The sequence below is a fragment of the Ferrovibrio sp. genome (assembly GCF_017994015.1).
GTDB lineage: Bacteria > Pseudomonadota > Alphaproteobacteria > Ferrovibrionales > Ferrovibrionaceae > Ferrovibrio.
The window spans coordinates 34,647-59,552 of sequence record NZ_JAGOLP010000018.1; the positions used below are offsets into that span (position 1 = coordinate 34,647).

The 24,906-nt window shown below is 65.6% G+C and carries 22 protein-coding genes; 3 read left to right on the forward strand and 19 right to left on the reverse strand.

Annotated elements, in window-relative coordinates; all coding sequences use genetic code 11:
* Positions 1 to 23: 23 nt before the first annotated feature.
* From atpA to KBB36_RS11220, 3 genes are all read right to left on the reverse strand, one after another.
* Positions 24 to 1,553, reverse strand: coding sequence for a F0F1 ATP synthase subunit alpha (gene atpA, locus KBB36_RS11210; protein ID WP_290980331.1), 1,530 nt, complete (start codon positions 1,551 to 1,553; stop codon positions 24 to 26).
* Positions 1,553 to 2,113, reverse strand: a complete 561-nt coding sequence (locus KBB36_RS11215; RefSeq protein WP_290980334.1) for a F0F1 ATP synthase subunit delta — start codon at positions 2,111 to 2,113, stop codon at positions 1,553 to 1,555. The genes atpA and KBB36_RS11215 overlap by 1 nt, the downstream gene beginning before the upstream one ends.
* Positions 2,114 to 2,403: 290 nt before the next feature.
* The gene (locus tag KBB36_RS11220; RefSeq protein ID WP_290980337.1) at positions 2,404 to 3,558 is read right to left on the reverse strand and encodes an ABC transporter substrate-binding protein; all 1,155 of its coding nucleotides are present in this window, start codon (positions 3,556 to 3,558) and stop codon (positions 2,404 to 2,406) included.
* A gap of 93 nt (positions 3,559 to 3,651) precedes the next feature.
* Here KBB36_RS11220 and mutY point away from each other — a divergent pair, with 93 nt between their 5' ends.
* Positions 3,652 to 4,713 (forward strand): A/G-specific adenine glycosylase, encoded by a 1,062-nt coding sequence (gene mutY, locus KBB36_RS11225; protein WP_290980340.1) that lies wholly within the window; start codon positions 3,652 to 3,654, stop codon positions 4,711 to 4,713.
* Positions 4,714 to 4,717: 4 nt separating this feature from the next.
* Here the strand turns inward: mutY and KBB36_RS11230 are convergent, their stop codons facing one another.
* A complete protein-coding gene (locus tag KBB36_RS11230) occupies positions 4,718 to 5,488 on the reverse strand; it encodes a crotonase/enoyl-CoA hydratase family protein (RefSeq protein ID WP_290980343.1) in 771 nt (256 codons plus the stop codon).
* A gap of 183 nt (positions 5,489 to 5,671) precedes the next feature.
* On the opposite strand from KBB36_RS11230, the gene KBB36_RS11235 reads away from it, so the two are divergent.
* Positions 5,672 to 7,705 carry an elongation factor G gene (locus tag KBB36_RS11235; protein ID WP_290980346.1) on the forward strand — a complete coding sequence of 678 codons (2,034 nt, stop codon included), beginning with the start codon at positions 5,672 to 5,674 and terminating at the stop codon, positions 7,703 to 7,705.
* A gap of 4 nt (positions 7,706 to 7,709) precedes the next feature.
* On the opposite strand, the gene KBB36_RS11240 is transcribed toward KBB36_RS11235, so the two are convergent.
* The 15 genes from KBB36_RS11240 to KBB36_RS11310 all read right to left on the reverse strand — a co-directional run bounded on the left by KBB36_RS11240 (position 7,710) and on the right by KBB36_RS11310 (position 22,233).
* Positions 7,710 to 9,233, reverse strand: coding sequence for a hypothetical protein (locus tag KBB36_RS11240; protein WP_290980348.1), 1,524 nt, complete (start codon positions 9,231 to 9,233; stop codon positions 7,710 to 7,712).
* Positions 9,234 to 9,301: 68 nt separating this feature from the next.
* Positions 9,302 to 11,581, reverse strand: coding sequence for a type II secretion system secretin GspD (gene gspD, locus KBB36_RS11245; protein WP_290980350.1), 2,280 nt, complete (start codon positions 11,579 to 11,581; stop codon positions 9,302 to 9,304).
* Between the two features lie 53 nt (positions 11,582 to 11,634).
* On the reverse strand, positions 11,635 to 12,129 hold the full coding sequence (locus tag KBB36_RS11250) for a hypothetical protein (RefSeq protein ID WP_290980353.1): 495 nt from the start codon (positions 12,127 to 12,129) through the stop codon (positions 11,635 to 11,637).
* Positions 12,126 to 12,635, reverse strand: a complete 510-nt coding sequence (gspM, locus tag KBB36_RS11255) for a type II secretion system protein GspM (RefSeq protein ID WP_290980356.1) — start codon at positions 12,633 to 12,635, stop codon at positions 12,126 to 12,128. Before gspM ends, KBB36_RS11250 begins: the two co-directional genes overlap by 4 nt.
* Positions 12,632 to 13,714 (reverse strand): PilN domain-containing protein, encoded by a 1,083-nt coding sequence (locus KBB36_RS11260; protein ID WP_290980359.1) that lies wholly within the window; start codon positions 13,712 to 13,714, stop codon positions 12,632 to 12,634. The genes gspM and KBB36_RS11260 overlap by 4 nt, the downstream gene beginning before the upstream one ends.
* 55 nt (positions 13,715 to 13,769) lie before the next feature.
* On the reverse strand, positions 13,770 to 14,486 hold the full coding sequence (locus tag KBB36_RS11265; protein ID WP_290980362.1) for a type II secretion system protein GspK: 717 nt from the start codon (positions 14,484 to 14,486) through the stop codon (positions 13,770 to 13,772).
* On the reverse strand, positions 14,483 to 15,058 hold the full coding sequence (locus KBB36_RS11270) for a prepilin-type N-terminal cleavage/methylation domain-containing protein (protein WP_290980365.1): 576 nt from the start codon (positions 15,056 to 15,058) through the stop codon (positions 14,483 to 14,485). Before KBB36_RS11270 ends, KBB36_RS11265 begins: the two co-directional genes overlap by 4 nt.
* Complete coding sequence (gene gspI / locus KBB36_RS11275; protein WP_290980368.1) at positions 15,055 to 15,432, reverse strand: type II secretion system minor pseudopilin GspI; 378 nt, start codon at positions 15,430 to 15,432, stop codon at positions 15,055 to 15,057. The genes KBB36_RS11270 and gspI overlap by 4 nt, the downstream gene beginning before the upstream one ends.
* Positions 15,429 to 15,815 (reverse strand): Tfp pilus assembly protein FimT/FimU, encoded by a 387-nt coding sequence (locus tag KBB36_RS11280; protein WP_290980371.1) that lies wholly within the window; start codon positions 15,813 to 15,815, stop codon positions 15,429 to 15,431. Before KBB36_RS11280 ends, gspI begins: the two co-directional genes overlap by 4 nt.
* Entirely contained in the window at positions 15,790 to 16,218 is a 429-nt protein-coding gene (gene gspG / locus KBB36_RS11285; RefSeq protein WP_290980374.1) for a type II secretion system major pseudopilin GspG, read from the reverse strand. Before gspG ends, KBB36_RS11280 begins: the two co-directional genes overlap by 26 nt.
* A gap of 7 nt (positions 16,219 to 16,225) precedes the next feature.
* Positions 16,226 to 17,467: a type II secretion system F family protein gene (locus KBB36_RS11290; protein WP_290980377.1), complete on the reverse strand. Its 1,242-nt coding sequence runs from the start codon at positions 17,465 to 17,467 to the stop codon at positions 16,226 to 16,228.
* Positions 17,467 to 19,152: a GspE/PulE family protein gene (locus tag KBB36_RS11295; protein ID WP_290980378.1), complete on the reverse strand. Its 1,686-nt coding sequence runs from the start codon at positions 19,150 to 19,152 to the stop codon at positions 17,467 to 17,469. Before KBB36_RS11295 ends, KBB36_RS11290 begins: the two co-directional genes overlap by 1 nt.
* Complete coding sequence (locus KBB36_RS11300) at positions 19,152 to 19,913, reverse strand: A24 family peptidase (RefSeq protein ID WP_290980381.1); 762 nt, start codon at positions 19,911 to 19,913, stop codon at positions 19,152 to 19,154. Before KBB36_RS11300 ends, KBB36_RS11295 begins: the two co-directional genes overlap by 1 nt.
* Positions 19,910 to 20,932 (reverse strand): hypothetical protein, encoded by a 1,023-nt coding sequence (locus KBB36_RS11305; RefSeq protein WP_290980384.1) that lies wholly within the window; start codon positions 20,930 to 20,932, stop codon positions 19,910 to 19,912. Before KBB36_RS11305 ends, KBB36_RS11300 begins: the two co-directional genes overlap by 4 nt.
* A complete protein-coding gene (locus tag KBB36_RS11310; RefSeq protein ID WP_290980388.1) occupies positions 20,929 to 22,233 on the reverse strand; it encodes a hypothetical protein in 1,305 nt (434 codons plus the stop codon). The genes KBB36_RS11305 and KBB36_RS11310 overlap by 4 nt, the downstream gene beginning before the upstream one ends.
* Before the next feature lie 238 nt (positions 22,234 to 22,471).
* Between KBB36_RS11310 and KBB36_RS11315 the strand changes: the two genes are divergently transcribed.
* Positions 22,472 to 24,901 (forward strand): cyclic nucleotide-binding domain-containing protein, encoded by a 2,430-nt coding sequence (locus KBB36_RS11315; RefSeq protein ID WP_290980390.1) that lies wholly within the window; start codon positions 22,472 to 22,474, stop codon positions 24,899 to 24,901.
* Positions 24,902 to 24,906 lie beyond the last annotated feature (5 nt).

The window sequence follows — 24,906 nt, forward strand, 5'->3', positions numbered from 1 at the left end:
TGCGCGTGGTCCTCAGGCCGTTATCAGGCAAAGCTCTTGGAGAAATCTTCCAGGATCGCCTTCAACTTGGTTTCAATATCCGGGGTCAGCGCCTGGGCATCGCGGATCGCCTGGAGCAGATCGCCATGCTTGCTGCGGATGGCACCCAGGAAGGCGGCTTCGAAGCGGTTCACCGCATTCACCGGAACGCGGTCGAGATAGCCCTTCACGCCGGCATAGATCGACACCACCTGCTCTTCGACCGGCAGCGGCTGATACTGCGGCTGCTTGAGCAGCTCGGTCAGACGCGCGCCGCGATTGAGCAAACGCTGGGTGGCCGGATCGAGGTCCGAACCGAACTGGGCGAAAGCCGCCATTTCGCGATACTGCGCCAGTTCCAGCTTGATCGAGCCGGCAACCTGCTTCATCGCCTTGATCTGCGCCGCCGAACCGACGCGGCTGACCGACAGGCCAACGTTGATGGCCGGACGGATGCCCTTATAGAACAGTTCGGTTTCGAGGAAGATCTGGCCGTCGGTGATCGAGATCACGTTGGTCGGAATATAGGCCGACACGTCACCAGCCTGGGTTTCGATCACCGGCAGAGCGGTGAGCGAGCCGGCGCCGAGCTTGTCATTCATCTTCGCGGCGCGTTCCAGCAGGCGCGAGTGGATGTAGAACACGTCGCCCGGATAGGCTTCGCGGCCCGGCGGGCGGCGCAGCAGCAGCGACATCTGGCGGTAGGCGACGGCCTGCTTCGACAGATCGTCATAGATGATCACGGCATGCATGCCGTTATCGCGGAAATACTCGCCCATGGCGCAGCCGGTATAGGGCGCCAGGAACTGCAACGGCGCCGGCTCGGAAGCGGTGGCGGCAACCACGATGGAATATTCCATCGCGCCCGACTCTTCCAGAGTCTTCACCACCTGCGCCACGGTGGAGCGCTTCTGGCCCACGGCGACGTAGATGCAATACAGCTTCTTCTTCTCGTCGGTGCCGGCGTTGACACCCTTCTGGTTCAGGATGGTGTCGATAGCCACGGCGGTCTTGCCGGTCTGGCGGTCGCCGATGATCAGCTCACGCTGGCCACGGCCCACCGGCACCAGGGCGTCAAGCGCCTTCAGGCCGGTCTGCATCGGCTCGTGCACCGACTTGCGCGGGATAATGCCCGGCGCCTTCACTTCCACGCGGCTGCGGGTGACATCCTGGAGCGGACCCTTGCCGTCAATCGGATTGCCGAGCGCGTCGACGACGCGGCCGAGCAGGCCCTTGCCAACCGGCACGTCGACGATGGCGCCGGTACGCTTGACGGTGTCGCCTTCCTTGATGCCACGATCTTCACCGAAGATCACGACGCCGACATTGTCGACTTCGAGGTTAAGGGCCATGCCCTTGATGCCACCCGGGAATTCGACCATCTCGCCGGCCTGGACCTTGTCGAGGCCATGCACACGGGCGATGCCGTCACCGATGCTGAGCACCTGGCCGACCTCGGAAACCTCGGCTTCAGCGCCGAAATTCTTGATCTGGCTCTTCAGGATTTCGGAAATCTCTGCGGCGCGGATATCCATCACGCAACCCCTTTCATCACGGACTTGAGCGAGTTGAGCTTGGCACGGATCGACGCATCGATCATGCGCGAGCCGAGCTTGACGACGAGGCCACCGATCAGCTCGGGTTCAACCCGGGCCTGGACCACCACATTGCCGGCGGCGGCCGACGACAATGCCGATTTGAGCTGTGCCAGCGACTGATCGTCGAGCGGCACGGCCGACACCACCTCGGCGACAATCTCGCCGCGATGATGGCTGAGCAATTTCTTGTAGGCGGCAATCACATCCGCCAGCACAAAGAGGCGGCGATTCTGCGCCAGCACGCCGACGAAGCGGCGCGTCAGGTCATTGAAGCCGGCCTTTTCCATCACGGCGGCGATGGCCGCGCCCTGTTCGGCGCGGGAGAAAGCCGGCGACCGGATCAGCCGCACCAGATCGGCCGAATCGGCCAGCATGGCTGTGAGCTGATCGAGATTCTGGGCGACGGCATCGAGTTGCCCACCATCACGCGCCATATCAAACAGCGCGGTGGCGTAGCGGCCGGCAATGCCGGAGACGAGAGCGCTTTGCTGAGCCACGAACGACCCTTTGTTTATTGGTCCGGCCCCACACTTCGCAGCGCGAGGAGAACCCCCAGTCGGAACCATCAACGATCTTGGGCCGTCGCCATCTATGCCGAAGCGTGGCTAAGATTTTGATTGGCCTGATTTTTCGCGCACGAACAGAGCGTTTTCCGCTACCACCCGGCGCGAAAGCCGCGTTTACCTAGCATAAGGGTTTCGCCACCGCAACATCGACCGTGGGTGCAGTTGCGACTAAACGCCGCATAAACGGCGGTTCACCACACTTATCCACAGATTGCGCCGTTTCAGCGGTAACTCAGCGCCTCGGTGAGCCGACGGAACCGGCCGGCTTCCAGCCGGTAGGCATAAGCCTGCTGCGTGCCTTGGTGGTTCTGGGCAGAAAAACGCTGCACCGTGCCACCGAAAATATCACGATAGCCACCGATTCCCTCTGCTGCCCGGGCCACATTCAAGCCGGTGGGATTGGCGCCGGCCCGATCCAGCGCCAGCACCGCCAGGTCGATGATGGCGGCGCCATAGACCGCACCGGCATTGGGCTCGGCGCCATGGGCGCGCTTGTAGGCATCCATCCAGGCCAATACCTCGGGTGCCGCCGTGTCACGATAGGGCAGCGCGATACTGGCCATGGCGTAAAGCCCGTCCGTCACGCCGCCGGGCGCCTGCTCGATCATGTAATCATAGACCGTGGAAGGGCCGAGGAAATCCACCTGCCAGCCACTGCGCCGCGCCGCGCCCATGGCCAGCAAAGTGTCGCGGAACAATGTGGCCAGCACCACCAGATCGCAGCCGGCATGGCGCAGCCGCGCAACATTGGCCGCCAGATCGGTATCGCCCGGCTTGTGTGGCACCGCTTCGCGCAAGGCCAGACCCTGCGGCGCCAGGGTGTTCTGGATCGCCGCCAGAACCTCGGCGCCGTAATCCGTATCCTGGTACAGCGCGCAGATGGCGCGTTTGCCTTTCTCCGCCAGCATCCAGCCCAGGCCGCTGCGGATCTGGTCGTAATACAGCGAGCCGGAGAGGAATTTCAGCGCATGATGCGGCTCGATCATGCTGCGGCTGGCGGCCATCGGAAACAGGTTCGGCACCCCGGCCTTGAGTTGCAGCGGCAATGCCACATTATTCATCGGCACACCCAGCGCGCCGACAATCGCCATCACCCGGTCACGCTGGATCAGCTTGTTCACCGCCTGCACCGCACGCGCCAGCTGGAAGCCGTGATCCTCCACGATCAGCCGCACCGGGCGGCCCTGGATGCCGCCAGCGGCATTCACCGCATCGAGCCGCAGCCGCATCGCATTCACTACCGCCACACCATAAAGCGCCGCAGGGCCGGACAGGTCGGTATGCGTGCCCAATCGAATCTCACGCATATGGGCCTGGGCCTGGGCCGCGCCGAACAGCAGCAGCAAAGCCAGCAGCCCAATCCGAAAATTCAGCATATTTGCCCCCACGCCATCGCCTGCCATGCCGCCTTGGCCTACATTCTTGGCGACATGCCAAGAAATTCGATCCTTTCACCAAAAGACACCAGCGTGAATCCCGCGACGCAACGGAAAGCCGCAAAAATTGCGGCTCTTTTGCTGCCTTGGTATGACAAGCACCATCGTTTTCTACCTTGGCGGGCTAATCCGGGGCAGCCGCGCCCGGAACCGTATCGGGTGTGGCTCAGCGAGATCATGCTGCAACAGACCACAGTGGCCACCGTGATCCCGTATTTCGGCCGCTTCCTGGCGCGCTGGCCCGAACTGACCGATCTGGCAAATGCGGCGCAGGAGGATGTGCTGGCCGAATGGGCCGGGCTGGGCTATTACGCCCGCGCCCGCAACCTGCATGCCTGCGCGCAAACCCTGCGCGACCAATATGGCGGCCGCTTTCCAGAAACCGAGGCCGGCCTGCTGGCCCTGCCCGGCATCGGCGCCTATACGGCAGCCGCCATCGCCGCCATTGCCTTCGACCAGCCGGCCGCGGTGCTGGATGGCAATGTGGAGCGTGTACTGGCGCGGCTGTTTGCGGTGCGCGAACCCTTGCCCGGCAGCAAGCCGCAACTCAGGGCCTTGGCTGCCGCAGCCACCCCACAGCAGCGGCCCGGCGATTATGCCCAGGCGATGATGGATCTGGGCGCCACGCTTTGCTCACCCGGCCAGCCGGATTGCCCGGCCTGCCCATTGCGCAAAATCTGTGCTGCCGCCGAACAGGGCATCGCCGCCAGCCTGCCGGCCAAGGCGCCCAAGCCACTGCGCCCGGTGCGGCATACCATTGCGTTCCTGCTGCACCAGCCGGATGGCAGGCTGTATTTCCGCCGCCGGCCGCAAAAGGGCCTGCTGGGCGGCATGCTGGAAGTGCCGAGCACCACCTGGCGCGACACGGCTTGGCCGCTGGCCGAAGCGCTGCCCCAAGCCCCGCTGGCGCTCGACTGGCAACCCTGCCCGGGCAGCGCCGAGCATGTCTTCACGCATTTCACGCTGCGCATCCAGGCCGTGGCGGCAACGCTCAGCCTGCGGCAGGCCGGGCAGCTGGACGGCCTGTGGCTGGCGCCCGAACAGGCCGCCGTGCCTACCGTGATCAAAAAAATGCTGAAACTGCGCCCGGTCTAACTGCTCATATTTTGCTGAAATCACCATGGCGGCCGGCACCATCGCGGAACCGCGCCGCGCCTGTGATGGCCTCGGCCTCGATGATCGGCCAGCCGCTTTCGGCCTCGCCATGCAAGGCGGAATCCAGCGACAGGGTCCATTGCTCATAGCTCGACAGCCGGTCGGCAATCATGCAGGCCTGCGGGAATTTAGCGATCTCGGCGGCCATCGCCTCAGCTTCTTGCCGTGCCGTGCCGGCAGGCACCACACGATTGGCCAGCCCCATCTGCAAGGCTTCATCGGCCGGCACCGGGCGGCCGGTGAGGATCATGTCCAACGCCCGGCTATGGCCGATCAGGCGCGGCAGCCGCACCGTGCCGCCATCAATCAGCGGCACGCCCCAGCGGCGGCAGAATACCCCGAATGTGGCATCCGCCTCCACCACGCGCAGATCACACCAGCAGGCCAGTTCCAGCCCGCCGGCCACGGCAAAGCCGGCCACCGCCGCGATCACCGGCTTTGACATGAACAGCCGCGTCGGCCCCATCGGGCCTTCGCTTTCCGGCGAGGCATCGTTGCGGCGCTCGCCATCGGCCACTGCCTTGAGATCGGCACCGGCGCAGAAATTGCCGCCTTCGCCCCACAGTACCGCCACCCGCGCCGCGGCATCGGCATCAAATTCCTTGAAGGCCTGGCGCAGGGCATCGGCATGCGGCTTGTCCACCGCATTGCGCGCTTCCGGCCGACTGAGGATCACCGTGGTGACCGGACCCTGTTTTTCCACGCGCACAGCCATCTTTGTTTCCTCCATATTTCAATGCTTTGCGGCAAAGCTATACCTAGGCGAGGCGGGCCAACAACCTTTATCCGAGACTCTTTCCCGGGATTGTGGAATCCTGTTCGCAGACGGGCCGGTAAAAACCCGCGTCGAGTATTCCCCAGACTGCATTTCTGGCATCTGAAAACGGGAGGAAAGCGCATGGTAGCCAAACCGCTTGCCAAGCCGCGCGTGGCCGCCCTGGTGGGGCCCTACACCGCCGGCAAGACATCATTGCTCGAAGCTCTGCTCTTCGCCGCAGGCGCGATCCCGCGCAAAGGCAGTGTTGCCGCCGGCACTTCGCTGGGCGACAACCAGGCCGAAGCGCGCAGCCGGCAGATGACTATCGAGCCAAATATCGCGTCTTTCGTATACCTGGGCGAAAGCTGGAGCGTGATCGACTGTCCCGGCTCGGTGGAACTGGCGCAGGATGCCATGGCCGCCTTGATGGTGGCCGATATCGCCGTGGTGGTGGCCGAACCCGATCCAACCCGCGCCGTGACCCTGGCGCCTTTGCTGCATTTCCTGGATGCGCGCCGCATCCCGCATCTGCTGTTTGTTAACAAGATGGACAAGAGCAACCTGCTGATGCGCGATCTGCTCGCTGCATTACAGACCGTATCGGCGCGGCCGCTGGTGTTGCGCGAAGTGCCGATCCGCGATGGCGAGCAGGTGCTGGGCCATGTTGATCTGGTGAGCCAGCGCGCCTATCGCTGGCGTGAGAATACCCCCTCTGACCTGATCGCCATGCCGGAAAGCCTGCGCCCGCGCGAGGCCGAGGCACGCCAGGGCCTGCTGGAAACCATCGCCGATTTCGACGATGCGCTGCTGGAGCAATTGCTGGAAGACCGCATCCCGCCGGCCGAGGAAATCTATGCGCAGCTGACCCGCGACCTGCAACAGGACCTGATCGTGCCGGTTTTCTTCGGCTCGGCCGAACATGGCAACGGCGTGCAGCGGCTGCTGAAAGCCTTGCGCCATGAAGCCCCGGAGCCGGCGCAGACAGCGGCGCGGCTCAGGCTTGATGCAACGGCGGGCTTCAGCGCCAGCGTGTTCAAGACCCTGCATCAGCCGCATACCGGCAAACTTTCATTATGCCGCATCTGGTCTGGCAGCCTGGCCGAGAATGCACCCCTGAACGGCCGCCGCATTGCCGGCCTGCTGCGGCCAATGGGCAGCGAGATGCAGAAACTGGCCCTGGCCGAGCCCGGCATGGTGGCAGCCATCGCCAAGCTGGACGAGGCCAATACCGGCGACCTGATCGGCAGCGATGGCCGCCCGGCGCCGCAGCCCGACTGGCCCGCCGCGCCGGCACCGGTGCTGGCCCTGGCGTTGGCCCCGGCCGACCGCAAGGACGAGGTGAAACTTACCGCCGCCTTGCACAAGCTGCTGGAGGAGGATCGCGCCCTGAGCCTGGAGCATGGCGGCGCCTATGGGCAATTGCTGCTCAAAGGCCAGGGTGAAATCCATCTCAAGCTGGCAGTGGAGCGTTTGCAGCTACGCTTCAATGTTTCGGTGCGCACCACGGCGCCGCTTTGCGCCTATCGCGAAACCATCCGCCATGGCGCGCCCTATCATGCCCGCTTCAAGCGCCAGAGCGGCGGCCATGGCCAATTCGCCGATGTGAAGCTGCATATTGATCCGCAGCCGCGCGGCGCCGGCTATGTCTTTCATAACCGCGTGGTGGGCGGCGCCATTCCGAAAAACTACATCCCGGCAGTGGATGAGGGTATCCGCGAAGCGTTGCAACGCGGCCCGCTGGGTTTTCCGGTGGTGGATGTGGCGGTCAGCCTGCTGGACGGCCAGTCGCATGCGGTGGATTCCAGCGACCAGGCTTTCCGCACCGCTGGCGGCATGGCCATGCATGAAGGCCTGCCGAATTGCGGCCCGGTGCTGTTGGAACCGATCCAGGCAGTATGCTTTGCCGTGCCGAATGGCTTTACCGCCAAGGTGCATGCGATTGTTTCCAGCCGGCGCGGCCATATCCTGGGCATGGCGGCGCGCGAGGGCTGGCCGGGCTGGGACATCATCGATTGCCACATGCCGGAAGCCGAAATGGCCGGCCTGGCCACCGAACTGCGCTCGGCCACATTGGGCGTCGGCGGCTTCGAGGCGCATTTCGACCATTTGCAGGAATTGAGCGGCAGGCTGGCCGACCGCGTGGTGGAGGACCGGCGCCGAGCCTTGGCGGCCTAAGACGTCAAAGGCCGAAATATTCCTTGATCTTGCGCTCGGCGGATTTGTCGCGGCAGCGGTAGCGCACGGCCACGGTGCCGCCATCGTCCACCCGCGCCACCGTGGCATCGGCCTCAAAATTCACCGTCAGCACCGGATTGCGGATACGCACATGCAGATGGCAGGGCTGTTCCGGTGCCGGCGGCTGCGGCACCGGGCCAAACACCAGGCCGAGCGGACTCCAGTTGCGCAGGGCATAATGCCGGCCGTTGTAAGTCACCTTGTCTTCTGGCCCGGCCTGGCTGCGCACCATGCGGCGGCGCTCGGCTTCGGCGGCGGCATCCACGGCAGCCCCCAGGCCGGCCAGGGCGCGGTTAAACACTTCCTTGCGATGCGGTGCGGCGCTGGAGCGGTTCACCATGCTGCGCAAAGCCGTGGCCAGTTTGCCGCGATCCGCGCCGGCCGGGGCAAAATCACGCAGGAAATCGCGGTGGTCAAAGGCATAGGCGATGTATTTCATCGCATTCTGCCGCGCCGCGCCGTCTTCCAGCTCCTCATGCAGCCGGAACGCCTCGGCGACGCGCAGACCCCAGCCCGGCGCCGGCTCGAACAGCGCGATGATTGCCTCCGGGGTTGAGAGCCGGGCATAGCGCCGGTTCAGCGCCGCACGCACCGCCTCGGCCTGTGCCAGTGCCGGCAGCGGCGCCATCGCCTTGCGCAGGCTGCGCAGGGCGCTCAGTTCATTCGGCGGTTCACCATCATCCAGGCCACCATGGGCGGCCAGCAAATGCTGGAAACGATCCACCAGGCCGGCGCGGAAACGCGGCATTTCATGACGCGCCAGCATGCCGGCCAGGCGGCGTTCCAGCCCGGCCGCCGGCACCGCCAGGGTTTCGGCATCGGGCGCTGCGAAAAGCGGCAATTCCTGGCCCGAGAGCAGCGCCAGGAATTGCTCCAGCCGCGCGCCCATATTGGGTACGGCGCCAAACAAAGCCGGCAAAGCCGCATCGGCTTGCAGGATTTCCGCCAGCAGCGCATCCAGCAACGGCGCCGCAGCCGTTTCGTCGCCCAGCAGATCAAGACAGAGGCTGGCCTTGGCCGGCCAATCGGCCAGCGGCGCCAGCCAACCGGCCAGCGCCACCATGGCGGGAAACTGCCGCCCAGCCTGCCAATGCGCGCCCAGTGCCGTCGCGTTTGGCGCCGCCAGATCAGCCGGCATAGCCTGTTCGGCCTGGCGCAGCATCTGGCCGGCCTGGTCCACCAGGTCGTATAGTTCCTTCACCCGCTCGCCAACACCGCGCTGGCTGCCGCGCACCTGCACCACGGCCACACGCTGCACCATATTGGCGTAATGCGTGCCGTCATCGGCCAGGGCGCGGCCATGCGCGGCATGATGGGTCAGTTCCAGCGCCGTGATCCGGCGGCGATCAAGCCAGTTGCGCGCCGCCTGGGCAATCACCTCGCGTGCCGGTGCCGAGAACACATCCTCACGCAGCCGGCAAATTGCCGAGCCGCCTTCCAGCGGAGAGATGTCGAGTGTGGCCTGCATGGCGGCGAGATTAGCCGCAGCGACAACCTCTCGCTACTCACTGAAACAATCTTGCAACCTGAATTAGATTAATCAGCAAACACATTCTGCGGGTTACGCGGCGCCGGATTGATGCCACGACCCATCAGGGTCAGCACCGCCTGGAATTTGCGCTGCAAATCCTGGCTGGCATCGCGCGCTTCACGCTGGTTGCGGATCACTTTGGGGGTGAGCATCACCATCAGTTCGGTGCGGCTGGAAGCATTGCCCTTGGTGCCAAAAAGTGGGCCGATGATCGGCAGGCTATGCAGCCCGGGCAGGCCACGGTCGGTGACGCTCTGGCCATCGCGGATCAGGCCGCCCAGCACCACGGTTTCACCGCTGGATACGGCCACGGTGGAAACGATGCGGCGCTGGTTGATGGTGGGCGACTGGATCGTGGCGCCGGCAACCGGCTGGCTCACATCGCTGACCTCCTGGGCGATTTCCAGCGTTACCAGCCCGGACGCATTCACCCGCGGCACCACTTCCAGCATCACGCCGGTATCGCGGTAATCGATGGCATTGGCGATATTGGTGGAATTGCCGGTGGGCGTGACGCTGCCGCTCGGCGCCGCCACCACTGACTGGGTGATGATCGGCACCGCGCTGCCCACCTGGAGCCGCGCCACCTGGTTATCCAGCACCAGCAGCGAAGGCGACGAGATCATGTTGAGTTCGGTGATCGAGGACAACGCATCCAGCACCACGCGCGGCGTGCCGCCCCGGGTGAGAAACAGCGAAAAGCCACCGGCATTGGCGCCGGCGGCATCCAGCGACGAGACCAGACCCGCCGGCAAGGCCGGCCGCGCGACAGCATTCAGCACACCGGCCACGCCGGTCGATTCGTTGAACGGGTCGCCATTGAGATAATATTGCACGCCGAAACGCAGCGTGTCATTCAGCGCCACTTCCACGATGCTGGCCTCGATCAGCACCTGCAACGGCACCAGATCAAGCTTCGACAGCGTTTCCTCAATCGACTGGTATTCGCTCGGCGTCGCCAGTGCCAGAATGGCGTTATTGGCTTCGTCGGCAAAAATCCGCACGCCGCCTTCGCCCTCGCCCGGCGCCCCCGATTGGGCGTTGCGCACCTGGCCCAGCAGCCCGCTTGGATCATTCGGCTGGCCGCGTGCCGTGAGTGCCGGCGCCGCCATGGCCGGCCGGCCCAGCGCGGCATTGCCGGTGGACAGCGACTGACTACCGAGAGACTGGCCGCGGGCCGGCGCGGCATTGCCACCGCCATCACCCAGGCCATAGATGCCGCGCAGGGTGCGGGCCACCGAAGCCGCCTTGCCATTCTGCATGTAATACACGAACAGGCGGCGCTGCGCGGCATTGCGGGTGCGATCAAGCCGGGCGATCCAGTTGCGCGCTTCCTCGATGTAACGCGGCTGCGCCGTGATCACCATGATGGCATTCATGCGCTCGATCGGGATGATGCGCACGGCGCCATCCAGCATGCCGGATTTGCCGCTCTGAAACAGGTTTTCCAGTTCCAGCGCCAGCGTGCCGGCATCGGCATTGAGCAGGCTTTCAAGCAGCACGGTCTGGCCGATCAACTGGTCGATATCGAAGACCTGGATTGTCTCCGCCGCCAGCCTGAGCTCATTAGCCGAACCCTGCACCACCACCAGCGAGCGCGCCGCATCGGTGAGCAGCACGCGGCTTTCGCCCACCACCGGCTTGAGGATTTTGCCCATTTCATCAGCCGAGACAAAACGCAGCGGGAAAACCCGCACCGTGCCGCTGCCGCCTGCACTGCTTGGTGTGCGCGGCGCGGATAGCCCGCTGCCGGATGCCACCACACCGGCGCGGCTGACGCGGTAGACGCCGCCGGCCGCACTCAGCGCCAGATCGTTGGCGCGCAGCAGGCTTTCCAAAGCCGGCAGCAATTGCTCGCGGGTGAGCGGGCTGTTGGTGCGGAACGTCACCCGGCCCTGCACATCCGGATCGATGGTATAGGTCAGCCGCAGCAGGTCGCGCAGCACCACCTGCGCCACCTCGCGCACATCGGCATCCTCAAAATTCAGCGTGATATCGCCGGCCGGCCTCGGAGTCGCCGCTGCTGCCGGCCCGCGCCCGCCCAAAGTGGTCACCTGGCTCTGCGTGCCGGCGCCGCGATACACCTCGGCGATCTTGCCGGACTGCTGCCCTGGATTGGCCGGGCGCACCGGGCCGGAAACCCGATCATTCTGCGCCGCTGCCTGCGGCGGCAGGCGCGGCTGGCTGGCGGGCTGCTGCTGCTGCTCGACAGTGCAGCCGGCCAGACCGGCCAGCAGCAGCATCATGGCAACAAAGGCGCGGAAATGGGGGCGGTGGATCAACATGCTCGGCACCTTAAGCGGAATCCCTGATATGGCACAATTTTCTTTTCGCTCTGCTATCTGGCATGGCGCAACGCCACGGTCTGGCTTTCGCTGCCGCGCATCAGGGTGAGATCAGCTTCGCCCACCTGTGTTATGCGCCAATCCTCCAGCATATCGCCCGCCGCCAGCAAGCGGCTGGCACCACCAGCCAGCGGCGCCAGCAAAGCCGAGCGGCGCCCGCCACTGCCGACAATGCCGAGCAGCCGATAACGCCCCAGCACCAGCGGTGCGCCATCCTGCGGCGGCGCCGTTGCTGGCTTGGCGGCCGGCTGGCGCAGGCTTTCAAACAAGGGCCGCCGCATGGTTTCGCGCAGGCTATCCAGCGGCGGCAGGGGCAAAGCCACCGGCGCCTCGGCTGGTGGCGTTTTTATGCTGGCCGGCAAATCCGTTCTTGGCATCAGCCAGGGCCAGGCTGCCAAAGCAAGGCAGAATGCCGCCAGCAAGAGCGGAAATGGCCGCAACGGCGCCCGGCGCGGCACAGGCAGCATGGCAGAACGAATCTCGCTCATTCGGGATACCGGTATGCGCGCAGGTCGAGCGTGGCATCCAGCCGCATCGCCGCGCCATCAGCGGGTTTGCCGGCCTGGCGCAGCAACAGCCCTTCCACCAGCAGAGCCGGCTTGCTGGCTTCGATGGCATGCAGCGCCTCCTGCAAACCGGCAGAATCGGCATTGAACTGCGCCCGCAGCAGCACGGCGCCGTCGTCTGCAATGCCGGTTACCGGCCGGGGCTGCAACGCCACCACCTGGCCGCCGGCACCTTCCACCACGCTTTTGATGAAATCGAGTAAACCGGCCTGCGCCACCGCCTCGCTGGCACCGCGCACCAGCAGCGCCGGATCGCTCGCGGCCGACGAACCCGGCTGCTGTGCCTCACGCCGCAGCAAGGCGGCTTCCAGGCGCAAAGCTTCCAGTTCAGCAGCCAGCAGGCGGTATTGCCCAAAGCCGAGCTGCGCCACCAAACCAAAGGCAAAGATCAGGCCAAGCAGGATCAGGCTGGGCAGCAGGCGGTTCATGGCGCCCCCCCGGCAGGCTTCAGCAGCAAAGCAAAATGGAAGCGTTCGCGGCCCGAGGCGGCGTCGCGGGTCACCGGGGTCAGGAAACGCACGCCGGCCAGCATCGGCATGGCTTCCAGCAGCGGCACCAAGGCGGTGGCGGCACGCGCCTGGCCAACAATCTCGATCTGACCATCAGCAAGATTGAGCTGTGTCAGCCAGGCATCATCCGGCAGAGCGCGGGTCAATGCCTCCAGCACCAGCACGGCAGCCGGCCGCGCTGCCTGCAAGGCTTGCAGCTTTTGCAGCCGCTGCGCCGCCGCAGTTTGCAGCCCGCGCACAGGTTCGGCGGCCTGCCGCGCGGCCAGTTGCGCGCGCAAAGCCGCACTCTCGGCCTGCACTTGCCGGCTTTGCCAGGCCAGATGCAGAAATGGCGAGGCCAGCGCGGCAGCCAGGGCCAGAAGCGCCAGAATCCAGGCGGCGCGGTTTGCCAGCCGGCGCGGCGGCAGCGGGCGCAAATCAGCAGCGCGGGCAGCGCCGGGCAGCAGGTTCAGCCGGGTGAAAACCACCGCCTCGCCGGAGCCGATCACCCGATCCGGGCGCAGGCCAAACCCGGCAAGCCGTTGCAACACTGCTTCAATGGCAGCCCGTGGTGCCATCTGCAGCAAAACGCGCAAACCCGGCCGGCCGGCGGCCAGCAGCACGTGGCCATGGCAAAGCTGGTTCAACGGCAGCGGCGCCAGGCGTTCCAGTTCAAACGGCAATAGCGCCGGCAGCGCACGCGCCGCGGCGTTGGGCAGGGTCAATTCCGTGCTCAGCACGGCATCATCACCAAGCCGCAGCACAATTTCATCCAATGGCCGGGCGGCCAGACTGCGCAACGCCGCCACCGCCGCCGCCTCATCAAGCGCCAAAACCTGGCGTGAGCCGGCACGGTGGCCATCAAAAAACTGCGCCACGATACGGTCGCCGGCCAGATCAAGCAGCAGGCGCTGTGGCTCAAAACCGCAGAGCCGGCGCAACGGCGCCGGCAAAGCCCCGCCCAGGCTGCGCAAGGCCGCCGGTATATCTGCGAGCGTGGCTGTGCGCCCCATCGCCATAAAAACATTCCCCCAAATCCCAGCGCAGGCTATCGCCCCGGCCGGATGCGGGCAACTATTCGGGCAGGTCGTATTGCGCCAGCAATTGCCAGTTGCGGCGCCCGGCCGGCTGCAACGCCACCAGGCTGCGGCGCAGAAAGATGCCGGCCTCGCCGGGCGCGCCCACCGCCACATCTACCACCAGCACCGCCCCCGCTGCGGCGTTATGTACGGTCAGATGCGGCAGCAGGCGGGGATAAAGCTCGGTCGGAAAACCGAACAGCAAGGGCAATTCGGCCAGGCTTTCCAGCGGCGCATTACGCGGGCCATAGCCCAGGCCGGCAGCGCGATAGGCTACCGCTTCGGCCCCCTGTGGCCGCGCCCGGTCATCGGCATCGATCCAATCGGCCAGCACCGCCAGCAAATCCTGGGCGGCGGCGGCATCCACGCCGTTCTGGCGCAGCAGTGGCAACAGTTTTTCGGCAGCCGTCGGCGCATTAACATCCACAAGCTGCGCCACATCGCCAACCCGCAACCCCAGCCGCATGCCGTCAAACTCGGCCTCAGCCGGCACCGATGTTTCGCGCAGCACAGCCTGCAAGGCGATGGCTAGGCCGGCATCCGCCGCCTGGATCTGGCGCGCGCGCAGCAGCAGATTGGCGGTGCCATAAGATTCGGCCACGCCGCGTTGTGCCAGCAAGGCCAGGGCGCCGGCCAGCAAGGCCAGGCCGGCCACCACCACCACCAGGGCAAAGCCCTGCTGCTTACCTGTTTTATCTTTGGCAGGCTTCATTTCGGCGCCGTCGCGATCTCGACAATCTGCGCCGGCCAGACATCGCCGTGTTGCCGCACCATCTCGATCCGCACCGCCTGCGGCAGTTTTTCCGCCAGCAGCCATGCCGGCTGCCACGTCCGGCCATCGAAATAACCGAAGCGCAAAACCGTCACATCCTCCAGCAACACCACCGGCGGCAGCGGCGCTACAGTTGCACCTGGCAACGGAAAGGGCGGTGGCAGCAAGGCCATGCGCAGGCTGCCGGCATCAAGATAAAACCGCGCCCGTTCCAGGCCACGCGCGGTTTCCAGCGGTAATTCCAGGCTATCGGCCGCACCGCTGAAAAACAGCAAGAGCCGGCCGCGCTCGTATTGCCCCACCGGCGGCACCGCCTGCAACAGGCGGCGGAACAGATGCGCGGTTTCACGCAAGGCTTCCGTGCGCTGCTGATGCTGTGTCACCCGCTCCAGCGCCAGCGTACCGGCGCGTAAGGCCGCCGCTACCAGCAGGGCGGCCAGAGCCGTAAGCGCCAGCGCCACCAGCAATTCCACCAGGGTGAAACCGGCCTGCGGCCTGCTGCGCGGTTTCATTGCCCGGCCTCGGCCAGACGCAGGGTGGCAAGATCGAGCCGGGTTTCACCGCTACGATCACGCACCTGCACGCTAAGGCGCCACAGGCTGGGGCCAAGCCTAGTAGTGGCAACGCCTTCCGCCGGCTGGATGCTGGCCTGCCAGAGCAGCCCGGCCTCGGCCTCGCCGCTGGCCTCAAATGGCGTGAAGTCCGGCTGCAAGGCCAGTTCCGCCAGTTTGCTTTCCGCCACCAGCAAAGCCAGCGACTGGCGCTCGGCCTGACGCGCCGCGCTGAGCGTCAGCCGCATCTGCGGCAACGCCACTGCCAGCACCAAAGCCGCGGCAGCCAGGGCAACCAGCACTTCCAGCAGGCTGAAGCCGGCCTTGTGCTTCATGGCAGCCGCACCCGCCCAGTCACCGGCTCCACCAGCAGGGTGATGCTGGCGCCATCGGCATCCTGAAGCAGCAGGCGGGCGCCAGCGGAAAAGCCATCCGGCGCAAAATCCACCCCGCCGGGCGGCAAGGCCAGGCGAAAGCCGGGCGGTAGGCTGAAATCAGCCGGGCCAAGGCGCAGCACGCGGTTCTGCCGCATCGCCGCCATGCGGGCGCCGTTCAGTTGCGCCGCCACCGCTTCGGCATTGCGCTGCAAACTGGCCTGCGGCATCAGACGCAATGCCAGCGGCCAGAGCAGCAAGGCAGCGCCGGCAATCAGGCCAAGCACCAGCACCAGTTCGATCAGGGTGAAGCCGGCGTTATTTCGCCGGGATATTGCTGACATCGGCGGCCTCGCCGCTGCCGCCGGGCTGGCCATCGGCACCCAGCGACACGATCTCAAAATCAGCACCGTTGCGGCCCGGCTGGCGATACAGATAGGGTCGATCCCAGGGATCATTCGGCAGGCCGGCACCGCGCAGATACGGCCCGTTCCAGCGTGCCGCCGCAGCCGGCTTTTCCACCAGCGCCCGCAATCCTTCGGCCTGGGCCGGATAACGCCCGGCATCCAGGCGATACATTTCCAGCGCCGAAACCAGCATCTGAATCTGCAAACGCGCGGTTTCCGATTTGGCGGTGCCGAGATAACGCACCACCTGCGGCGCCACCAGCCCGGCCAGCAGGGCCAGGATAGCCAGCACGACCAGCAATTCGATCAGGGTGAAACCGGCTTGGACTCGCTTGCGCATGGGAGGATTATAACGGCAGGCGGTTGAGATCGACAATCGCCGACAGCACCGCCACCAGCGTGACGGCGATGATGCCGCCCAGCACCACCACCAAAGCCGGCTCGATCAGCCCAATCAGGCGGCGCATGCGGCTTTCGCTTTCCTGTTCATGCAAGCCCGCCGCCTTCAGCATCATCGCCGGCAGGTTTGAGCCTGCCTCGCCCAGCACGATCAGGCGGCGCAGCAGCGGCGGCAGCAGATCGCCCGCCGGCATGGCATCGACCAGGCGGCTGCCCTGGCGCAGTTTCACGGCCGCCATGCGCAAGGCCGCCGCGAATACCGCATTGCGTAGCGTATCAGCAGTGAAGCGCAGTGCGTCTGGCAGGGCGACACCGGCCGACAACAGACTGGCCAGCACAAAGCCAAGCCGCTCACTTTCCAGGCCGCGCAGCAGATCGCCCAGCAGCGGCAGCCGCAGCCACAGCGCATCCAGGCGCAGGCGCCAGGATTCTGCCAGTGCATCGCCAGCGCGCAGCCGGCGGCGCAGCAGCAGCCAGGCCGGCAGGGCCAGCACAGCCAGCAGCCACAACGCCTGGCCCAAGCCTTCCGCGATACCGAAGACCAGCCTGGTCACCAAAGGCAGATCGTGGCGTGCATCGCGGAACATCAGTTCAAATTGCGGAATCACAAAACTGAGCAGCAGCGCCAGCACCAGCAGGGTGACAAACAGCAGGATTGCCGGATAGAGCAAAGCCGATTGCAGCGCCGCCTGATTGCGCTGGCGCCGTTCATAGAGCCGCGCCAGCCGCGCCAGCGCGCCGGGCATGTCGCTACTGGCCTGCCCGGCCGCCACCAGGCCGATGGCCAGCGGCTCGAAGCCACGGCCCAAACCCGCCTCGGCCTGCAACGCCGCCGCAAATTCATCGCCGCGCCGCAAGCGCTGGTGCAGGCGCTGGGCCAGCGGCAGCAGGGTTGCGGCGCCGGCCTTGTCGGCAGCGGCAATCTCGGCAAAGGCCGCCAGCGCCTGATCCAGCGGCAAGCCGGCCACCAGCAATGTTGCCAGCCCGCCAAACAGCGCGGCGCAGTGTTTCACGCTGTAAAGCGCCGGAGCCGCTGCCGCCTCAAGCTCAAGCGTCACCGCCTCCACAGCCACCGGCATTAACCCGCCGGCCTGCAATTCAGCCACCACGGCGGCGCGATCAGCACCAGCCAGGATACCTTTCCGTTCCGCGCCGCTGCGATCCAGCGCCTGATAGCGGAAATTGGGCATCAGCGGCCGCTCGTGGCGCGCAGCACTTCATCCAGCGCCGTGGCGCCGCTGGCGGCCAGCGCCAGGCCATTGCCGCGCAGGCTGCCCATGCCGGCGCGGCGCGCCGCCGCCAGCAGCTCGGCGGCATCGGCGCGGCGGTCGATCAGCGCGGCGATGGCATCATCCACCAGCAGTAATTCACCAATCGCTAGGCGGCCGCGATAGCCGGTGCCATGGCAGGCCGGGCAGCCGGCGGCTTCATGCAGATGATCCGGCGCCGGCAGCCCGGCAGCGGCAAAAACGGCCGCGGCCCGCCCGTCAACCGCAACCGGTCGGGCGCAATCCGGGCACAGCCGGCGCACCAGGCGCTGGGCCAACACGCCATTCAGCGTGGCCGACAGCAGATAAGGCTCCACGCCCATATCGAGTAGGCGCGGAATCGCGCCCACCGCATCGTTGGTATGCAGGGTGGACAGGATCAGATGCCCGGTGAGGGCCGCCTGAATGGCAATGCGGGCGGTTTCGCCATCGCGGATTTCACCCACCATCAGGATATCCGGATCGTGGCGCAGAAAGGCGCGCAGCACGCGGGCAAAATCCAGGCCGATACCGGGCCGCACCTGAATCTGATTGATGCCATCGAGGCGGAATTCGACCGGGTCTTCCGCGGTGAGGATTTTCACATCCGGCCGGTTCAGCCGCGCCAGCAGGCCATACAGCGTGGTGGTTTTGCCCGAGCCGGTAGGACCCGTGACCAGCAGGATACCATGTGGCTTCTGCACCAACTTTTCCAAACCCGCCGACAACCCGGCATCAAAACCGAGCGCGGCAATATCCTGGCGCAGATGGCCGCGATCCAGCAGGCGCAATGCCACCGCCTCGCCATGCAGGGCCGGCAGGGTGGCAACCCGGATATCGATCTCGCGGCCATCCACACTATGGCGCACGCGGCCATCCTGCGGCAGTCGGTTTTCGGCGATATCCAGCCCAGCCAGCACCTTGATCCGGCCAATGATGGCGGCAGCCAGATCGGCCGGCGGGTCGGGCTGGCGCAGCAGGCGGCCATCCAGCCGGAAACGGATTTCCAGCCGGCTGTCGCCCGGCTCCAGATGAATATCGGAAGCCGCCAGCCGCACAGCGGCGCCGAGCAGCTTCTGCACATAGGCCACCGCCGGCGCCCCGCTGGCTGCATCGGCCAGCATATCGCGGTCTGCCGCCTTGCCCGGCATGATGCTGGCTGCAACCAGCGGCGCCGCCGCCTCGCCAAGGCGATCCAGCGCGCGTTCAATGGCGCCGCGCGGCGACACAAAGCGGCGCACCGGCTTCTGCACCATCAGGCGCAGCGCGTTGACGGTGAAATCATCGCGCGGATCGGCCATGGCAACATCCAGCCCAGCCACATCATCCCGCAGCGGCAGCACACAGGCATGGCGCAGGAAGGACAGCGCCAGACGTTCGGCCAGCGGCGGCTGGGCCGGAAACTGCGCCGGTTCGGCATAGGGCACTTGCAACGCTTCGGCCATGGCGGTGGCCATATCAGCATCACCCACCAGACCCAGCCGGCTTAACACCGCTTCCAGGCTGGCGCCGCTGCTGCGCGCCAGTTCGGCGGCACGTTCCAGATCGCCGGCCCGTACCTGGCCGCGCGCCAGCAGCAGGCCGAGCACGGCATTGCCTTCGGCATGCGACGAGGCGGCGGGCGGCATCAGATTTTCTCCAGCAGCATGGGCGCAACATATACCAGCCAGCCGGCAAAACCGAGCCAGGTGCCAAACGGCACCATGGCGGCGCCATCAATCGGCCGGCCTGAGAACCACGCTTGCAGGCCGACATAGCCGAGCGCGCCAAACGCCGCCAGCAGAAGGCAGGGCGCCAGCCCTTCCAGGCCGAGCCAGGCGCCAAGCGCGGCAAACAGCTTCACATCGCCCAGGCCAAGGCCATCGCGGCCGCGCCGCCGCCGATAGAGCCAGGCCACCAGCCAGAGCAGCGCGCCGCCCAGCAGGGCGGCCAAAGCATGATCCGGCAAGGCTGCCGGTTCCAGCCAGGCAATGGCGCCCAGGCCCAGCAGCAGCAGCGGCAGGCTGAGCAGATCGGGAATGATAAAATCCACCGCATCGCGCAAGGCAATGGCCAGCAGCACGGCACCAAACAGCAAAGCCGCGCCGAGGCGCCATCCGGCATCGCCAAAGGCCAGCACGGCTGTAAGCGCGATCAGCAGCCCAGCCAATTCAGCCAGCGGATAAAGCGCCGGGATCGTTGCGCCGCAGCTTTGGCAGCGGCCACGACACAGCAGATAACCGGCAATCGGCAACAATTCGCCCCAGCCAAGCTTGCGGCCACAGCCGGCGCAGGATGAGCGGCTGGGATGCAGAACGCTGCCGCCGCTTGCTGCGCGCTGCGCCGCCGTGGCGGCAAAACTGCCCCAGGCCGCCCCGGCCAGCACCAGGCTCACAGCCAAGAGATTCATGGCCCCGCAGCGATATCGAGGCGGTATTGCCCCTGGCCGGCGCAGCAATGCTCCACCACGATGGTGTAAAGGCCCGGCGCCAGGCTGAGGCCCAAGCGGGCATTGTAGCGCTGGCCGGAATCATCATCGCGGCCCAGGCGTGTGCCATTGGCATCCAGAATAGATAACACGGTGTCAGTGGCGCCGCTGGTGCTGAAGCGATAGCTGCCGGGCTGCGCCAGCAGCAGCCGGTAATGATTGCGCCCGCCGGCCGCCGGCAGTGGATCAGTCACCGAATCGCCGACCTGCAAAACCGGCGCCGCCTCGGCACGATCAGTGCCGCGCCGCGCCGGCAAAGCCGGTTCACCATCGCCGGCCAACACATAGGCCGGCACATTCTGCAAGGCGACGAAGCCATGGCCGGGCGCAAACAGCCGCAGCACCAGCGGCCCGGCCTTGAGCGGCGCCGTTGCTGCAATACTGGCACTCAACCCGTCGCCGCTGCGTTCCAGCCGGTCAACCCGGATACCGGGCGGGCCGGCCAGCACCAGTTGCCCTGCCGGCAAAGCCTGCTTGGGCGTGAAGGAAACCTGGCTGACCGCACCGCGCGCCAGCATCAGCCGGCTATCGGCGAGGCTTTGTGCTGCCGCGCCGGACACGGCAGCCAAGGTGGCGGTATTGGGCAGAGCGGCCAGACTGGCGCGGATTTCAGCCGGCGCGGCTGGGCTTTCCGCCACCAGACTGCGCAGTAGAAAACCCTGCGCCGCCGCAGCATTGTCGAACCATTGCCCGCCGCTGCCTTCCAGGCCGGCATAATGGCGTTCACCTTCGCGACGATAGACTGCACGACTGGCCAGGCTGTCAGCGCCGAACAGGCGCGCCAGGGTATTCAGCGGCGCGGTATCCTCACTTGTTGTTTCCGCCCGTGCCGCCAGCGCAGCCACATCGGCCAGGAAACGCCCGCGCAGATCACTCTGCACCTGGGCCTGAGACACAGCCGGCAACATGGCAAGCAGCAAAAAAGCCAGCAGATGTTTCATAGCTCGCCCCCAAGACAGCCGCGCGACACCCAGATGCGCTTGCCGCTGCTGAAGATACTGAGAAAACGGTTGCCGGTGCAGGGCGCCGAACTGAAGCCGATGGCAAAGAAGCTGTTCAACCGCAGCGAGCGCACTTCAACCTCGACCTCGTTGCCCTCCTCGCGCAGCACACGGCCACACCAATTGGCCTGTTTGGCAAAGATATTCGGCGCCGTGCAGATATAGCGCCCGGCCAGCGGCTGGCGCCGCTCGGCATAATCCAGCGGCACCGTGCCCATCAGCGGCAGCGCGGCGCCGGGATAGGCCACCATCTGCACCGCTGGGCTGCGCAACCTTTGGGCGCGTTCATTGGCCAGCAGGCCGGTGGCGGTATTGCCGGCCACGGCGGCAATCTGGCCGTAAAGCTGCGCCGCCTCGGCATTGCGCCCGGCGCGCTCCAGCATCATCGCATCGCCCAATGCCAGTTCGGGCCCGCCCAGCGCCCCCACCCGTCCACTCGCCTCATACATCACACTAGCCGAAACCGGCTGCGGATAGGGCGCAGCTTGATAAACCGGTGCCTGATAAGCTGGCTGCTGGTAGGCGGGCGGTTGATAGGCTGGCGCCTGGTAGGCTGGAACTTGCTGGTAGGCCGGGGCCTGGTAAACCGGGGCGGCAGCGCCGCGATAGGCGCTGGGCGACCAGGGCGAGACATAACCGGTGCTGGCCGGCGCCACAGCCGGCGCAACCGTTGTCGGCACATAAACCGGCGGCACATAAGCCGGCGGCGTATACGCAGCCTGAGGCTGGTAAGCCGGCGGCGCCTGATACACCTGCTGCTGGTATTGCGGTGGTAGCTGCGCCTGCATTTGCGGTTGGACGGGAATCGGTTGCGGCGGCCGTTCGCGCATCTGGCGCATTTCCGACGCTTCCATCTGGCGTTCGGAAATCAAAGCGCCATCGGCATAGACCGCGCGGATGGTGGCACCATTCGGCCGCCGCAGGATAAATTCGCCATGGCGGATGCCGCGCCGGTATTGCCCCACCAGCAAAGTGCCATCTGCAAAAGTGGTGCTGGCCTGGCCATCCAGTTCGCCGGCCAGAAAACTGCCCTCATTCCGTTCACGCGGCTTGCCATCGCGCAACCACAGCAACGTACCCTGACCATGCAGCAGGCCATTGGCGCAATCGCCGCTCCAGCGAATGGTTTCGCCCAAGCGCGGAATCGGATTGGAAGTGGCGCAGCCGTTTTCTGCATCGACAATGAAGCCCGGCATCTGGGTTGCAGGCTGCGGCTGCGCGGCAACACCATGAAGTGCCATCAGCGCATAACCGGCAGCCGCAGCAAGCAGCGGCCGGCCGAAATGGCGCCTATGGACGAGTTGGTGCATTTGTTCACATATGCCGCGCTATCGGCGCGCATCCGGCGCCCCCGGTCGCGATGATTGGGGAAGCGGCACTGCCAAGTCAAGGGCAAGAGCATACTGGTTGACAGCGCCGACAGCATCGAACGACAATGCTGCCGGGGAAAATTGTTTCGCCAGAACAATGGGCTGGGGGATGGCGGAAGAGGCATACGGTATTGCCATCATCGGCGCAGGACCGGCCGGCTTGAGTGCTGCCGGGCGTGCTGCGGCGCGTGGCGTGAGCCATGTGCTGCTGGAACGCGCTGATCATGCCTCCGACACGATCTACAAATACCAGAAGGGCAAGTTTGTCATGGCCACGCCTGACATCCTGCCTTTACGTTCCGACATGTCGTTTGCCGCCGGCAGCCGCGAGCAGATTCTTGGTGCCTGGGACAGTGAGATAGCCGCGACCCGAATGAATATCCGCTACAACGCCGAAGTGACCGGCGTGAGCGGCAGTCGCGGCAATTTTCAGATCAAGCTGGCCGATGGCAGCAGTATCCGCGCCGAATGCGTGGTGCTCTCGATTGGCTTGCAGGGCAACATCAACAAGGTGAACTGCCCAGGCGCCGACCTGCCGATGGTGCAGTATCAGCTCGACGATCCCGACGCATACGAGGGCGAGCGTATCGTGGTGATCGGCGCCGGCGACAGCGCGATCGAAAATGCCGTGGCGCTGGCCAAGCAGAATACCGTGGCCATCGTCAATCGGCGTGGCGAATTTGCCCGTGCCAAACAGGGCAACCTGAACGCCATTACCGCTGCCATCGAAAACAATACGATCCAGGCACATTTCAATTCATCGCCGGCCAAGATTGAGCCTGGGCAGATGACACTGAAAACGGCGGAAGGCACCGCCATCGTGGCCTGCGACCGCATCATCGCCCGCCTGGGCGCCACCGCGCCGCGCAAATTCATTGAAAGCTGCGGCGTCAGCTTCCCCTCCGCCGATCCCGGCGCGCTGCCTGAGGTGAGCCCACAATACGAATCCAATGTGCCGGGCCTTTATATCATCGGCGCGCTGGCCGGTTATCCGCTGATCAAGCAGGCGATGAACCAGGGCTATGAGGTGGTGGAATTCATCCTCGGCCATGCCGTGAAGCCGGCCGACGAGCCTTTGCTGGCCGAGAAATTCAAGGTGCTGGGTCAGGCCGATGTGGATGCCGTGCTGGCCACCATCCGCGCCAATGTGCCGCTTTTTGCCGAACTCAACCCGCTGGTGCTGCGCGAACTGATTCTCGATTCAAACATCCATGTGCCAAAAGCCAATGACGTGGTGTTTCGGCGCAACGACTATTCCAACAGCTTCTACACCATCGTTTCCGGCAATGTGTATATCCAGGTTGATCCAACCGATCCAAGCAAGCTGGTATCGCTGGGCCAGGGGGAATTCTTCGGTGAGATGGGGCTGATATCCGGCCGCCGCCGCAGCGCCACGGTGCTGGCCGGCAGCCAATGCGTGCTGGTGGAAACCAGTCGGCGCAGCATGCTCAAGCTGCTCAATTCGGCAGCCCCGGTGCGCCGGGTGCTTGACCGCAAGGCTGCCGAGCGGCAGATCCAGCGCAATCTGGCACCCAACGCCCCGCGCAACATCCTCGAAGCCGTAGCCGATGTGGCCGAGTTCAAAACCTTCGCCCCGAACCAGACTCTGTTCGAGGAAGGCGACAAGGGCGATGCACTACACATCATCCGCACTGGCTCGGTGCTGGTGCAGCGCCGCATCGGCGGCCGCGATGTGGTGCTGTCCTATCTGGCTGCCGGCAATTATGTTGGCGAGATGGCGCTGCTGGCCGACCTACCGCGTTCGGCCACGGTGCGCGCCGCGGTGGCTACCGAAACCATCAGCATCCCGGCCGATGCCTTCCGCAGACTGGTGGATAGCGCCCCGGCGCTGAAGGCCGAACTGGAACGCAGCTTCCGCGACCGCATCATGGCGAATGAGCGCGCCGAGAGCCGGCCCGATGCGGGCAACATCATCCAGTTCCTGATCGAGCAGGGTGTGGGCGAAGCCACCGACGTGCTGCTGATTGACGAAAGCCTGTGCGTGCGCTGCGACAATTGCGAGAAGGCCTGCGCCGATACGCATCAGGGCGTGTCGCGGCTCGACCGCGAAGCCGGCCCGACCTATGCCTCGATCCATGTGCCGACTTCATGCCGGCATTGCGAACACCCACATTGCATGGCGGATTGCCCGCCGGATGCCATCCACCGCGCCCGCAATGGTGAGGTCTATATCACCGATGCGTGCATCGGCTGCGGCAATTGCGAACGTAACTGCCCCTATGGCGTGATCCGCATGGCGGCGCCAACCCCGCCCAAGCGCAGCGGACTGCTCTCCTGGCTGTTCCTCGGTTTGGGCGTGGAGCCAGGGGTGGAGATCGACCACCATCACGAGCCAGTGCCGCAGGCCAAGCCAGGCGGTGCGCCGCCCGAGCCGAAGCGCAAGAAGGCCGTGAAATGCGATATGTGCAAGGACCAGCATGGCGGCCCGGCCTGCGTGCGTGCCTGCCCCACCGGCGCCGCGATCCGCGTCAGCCCCGAGCAATTCCTTTCGCTCGCCTCTTTGACACGGGAGCGATGACGCCA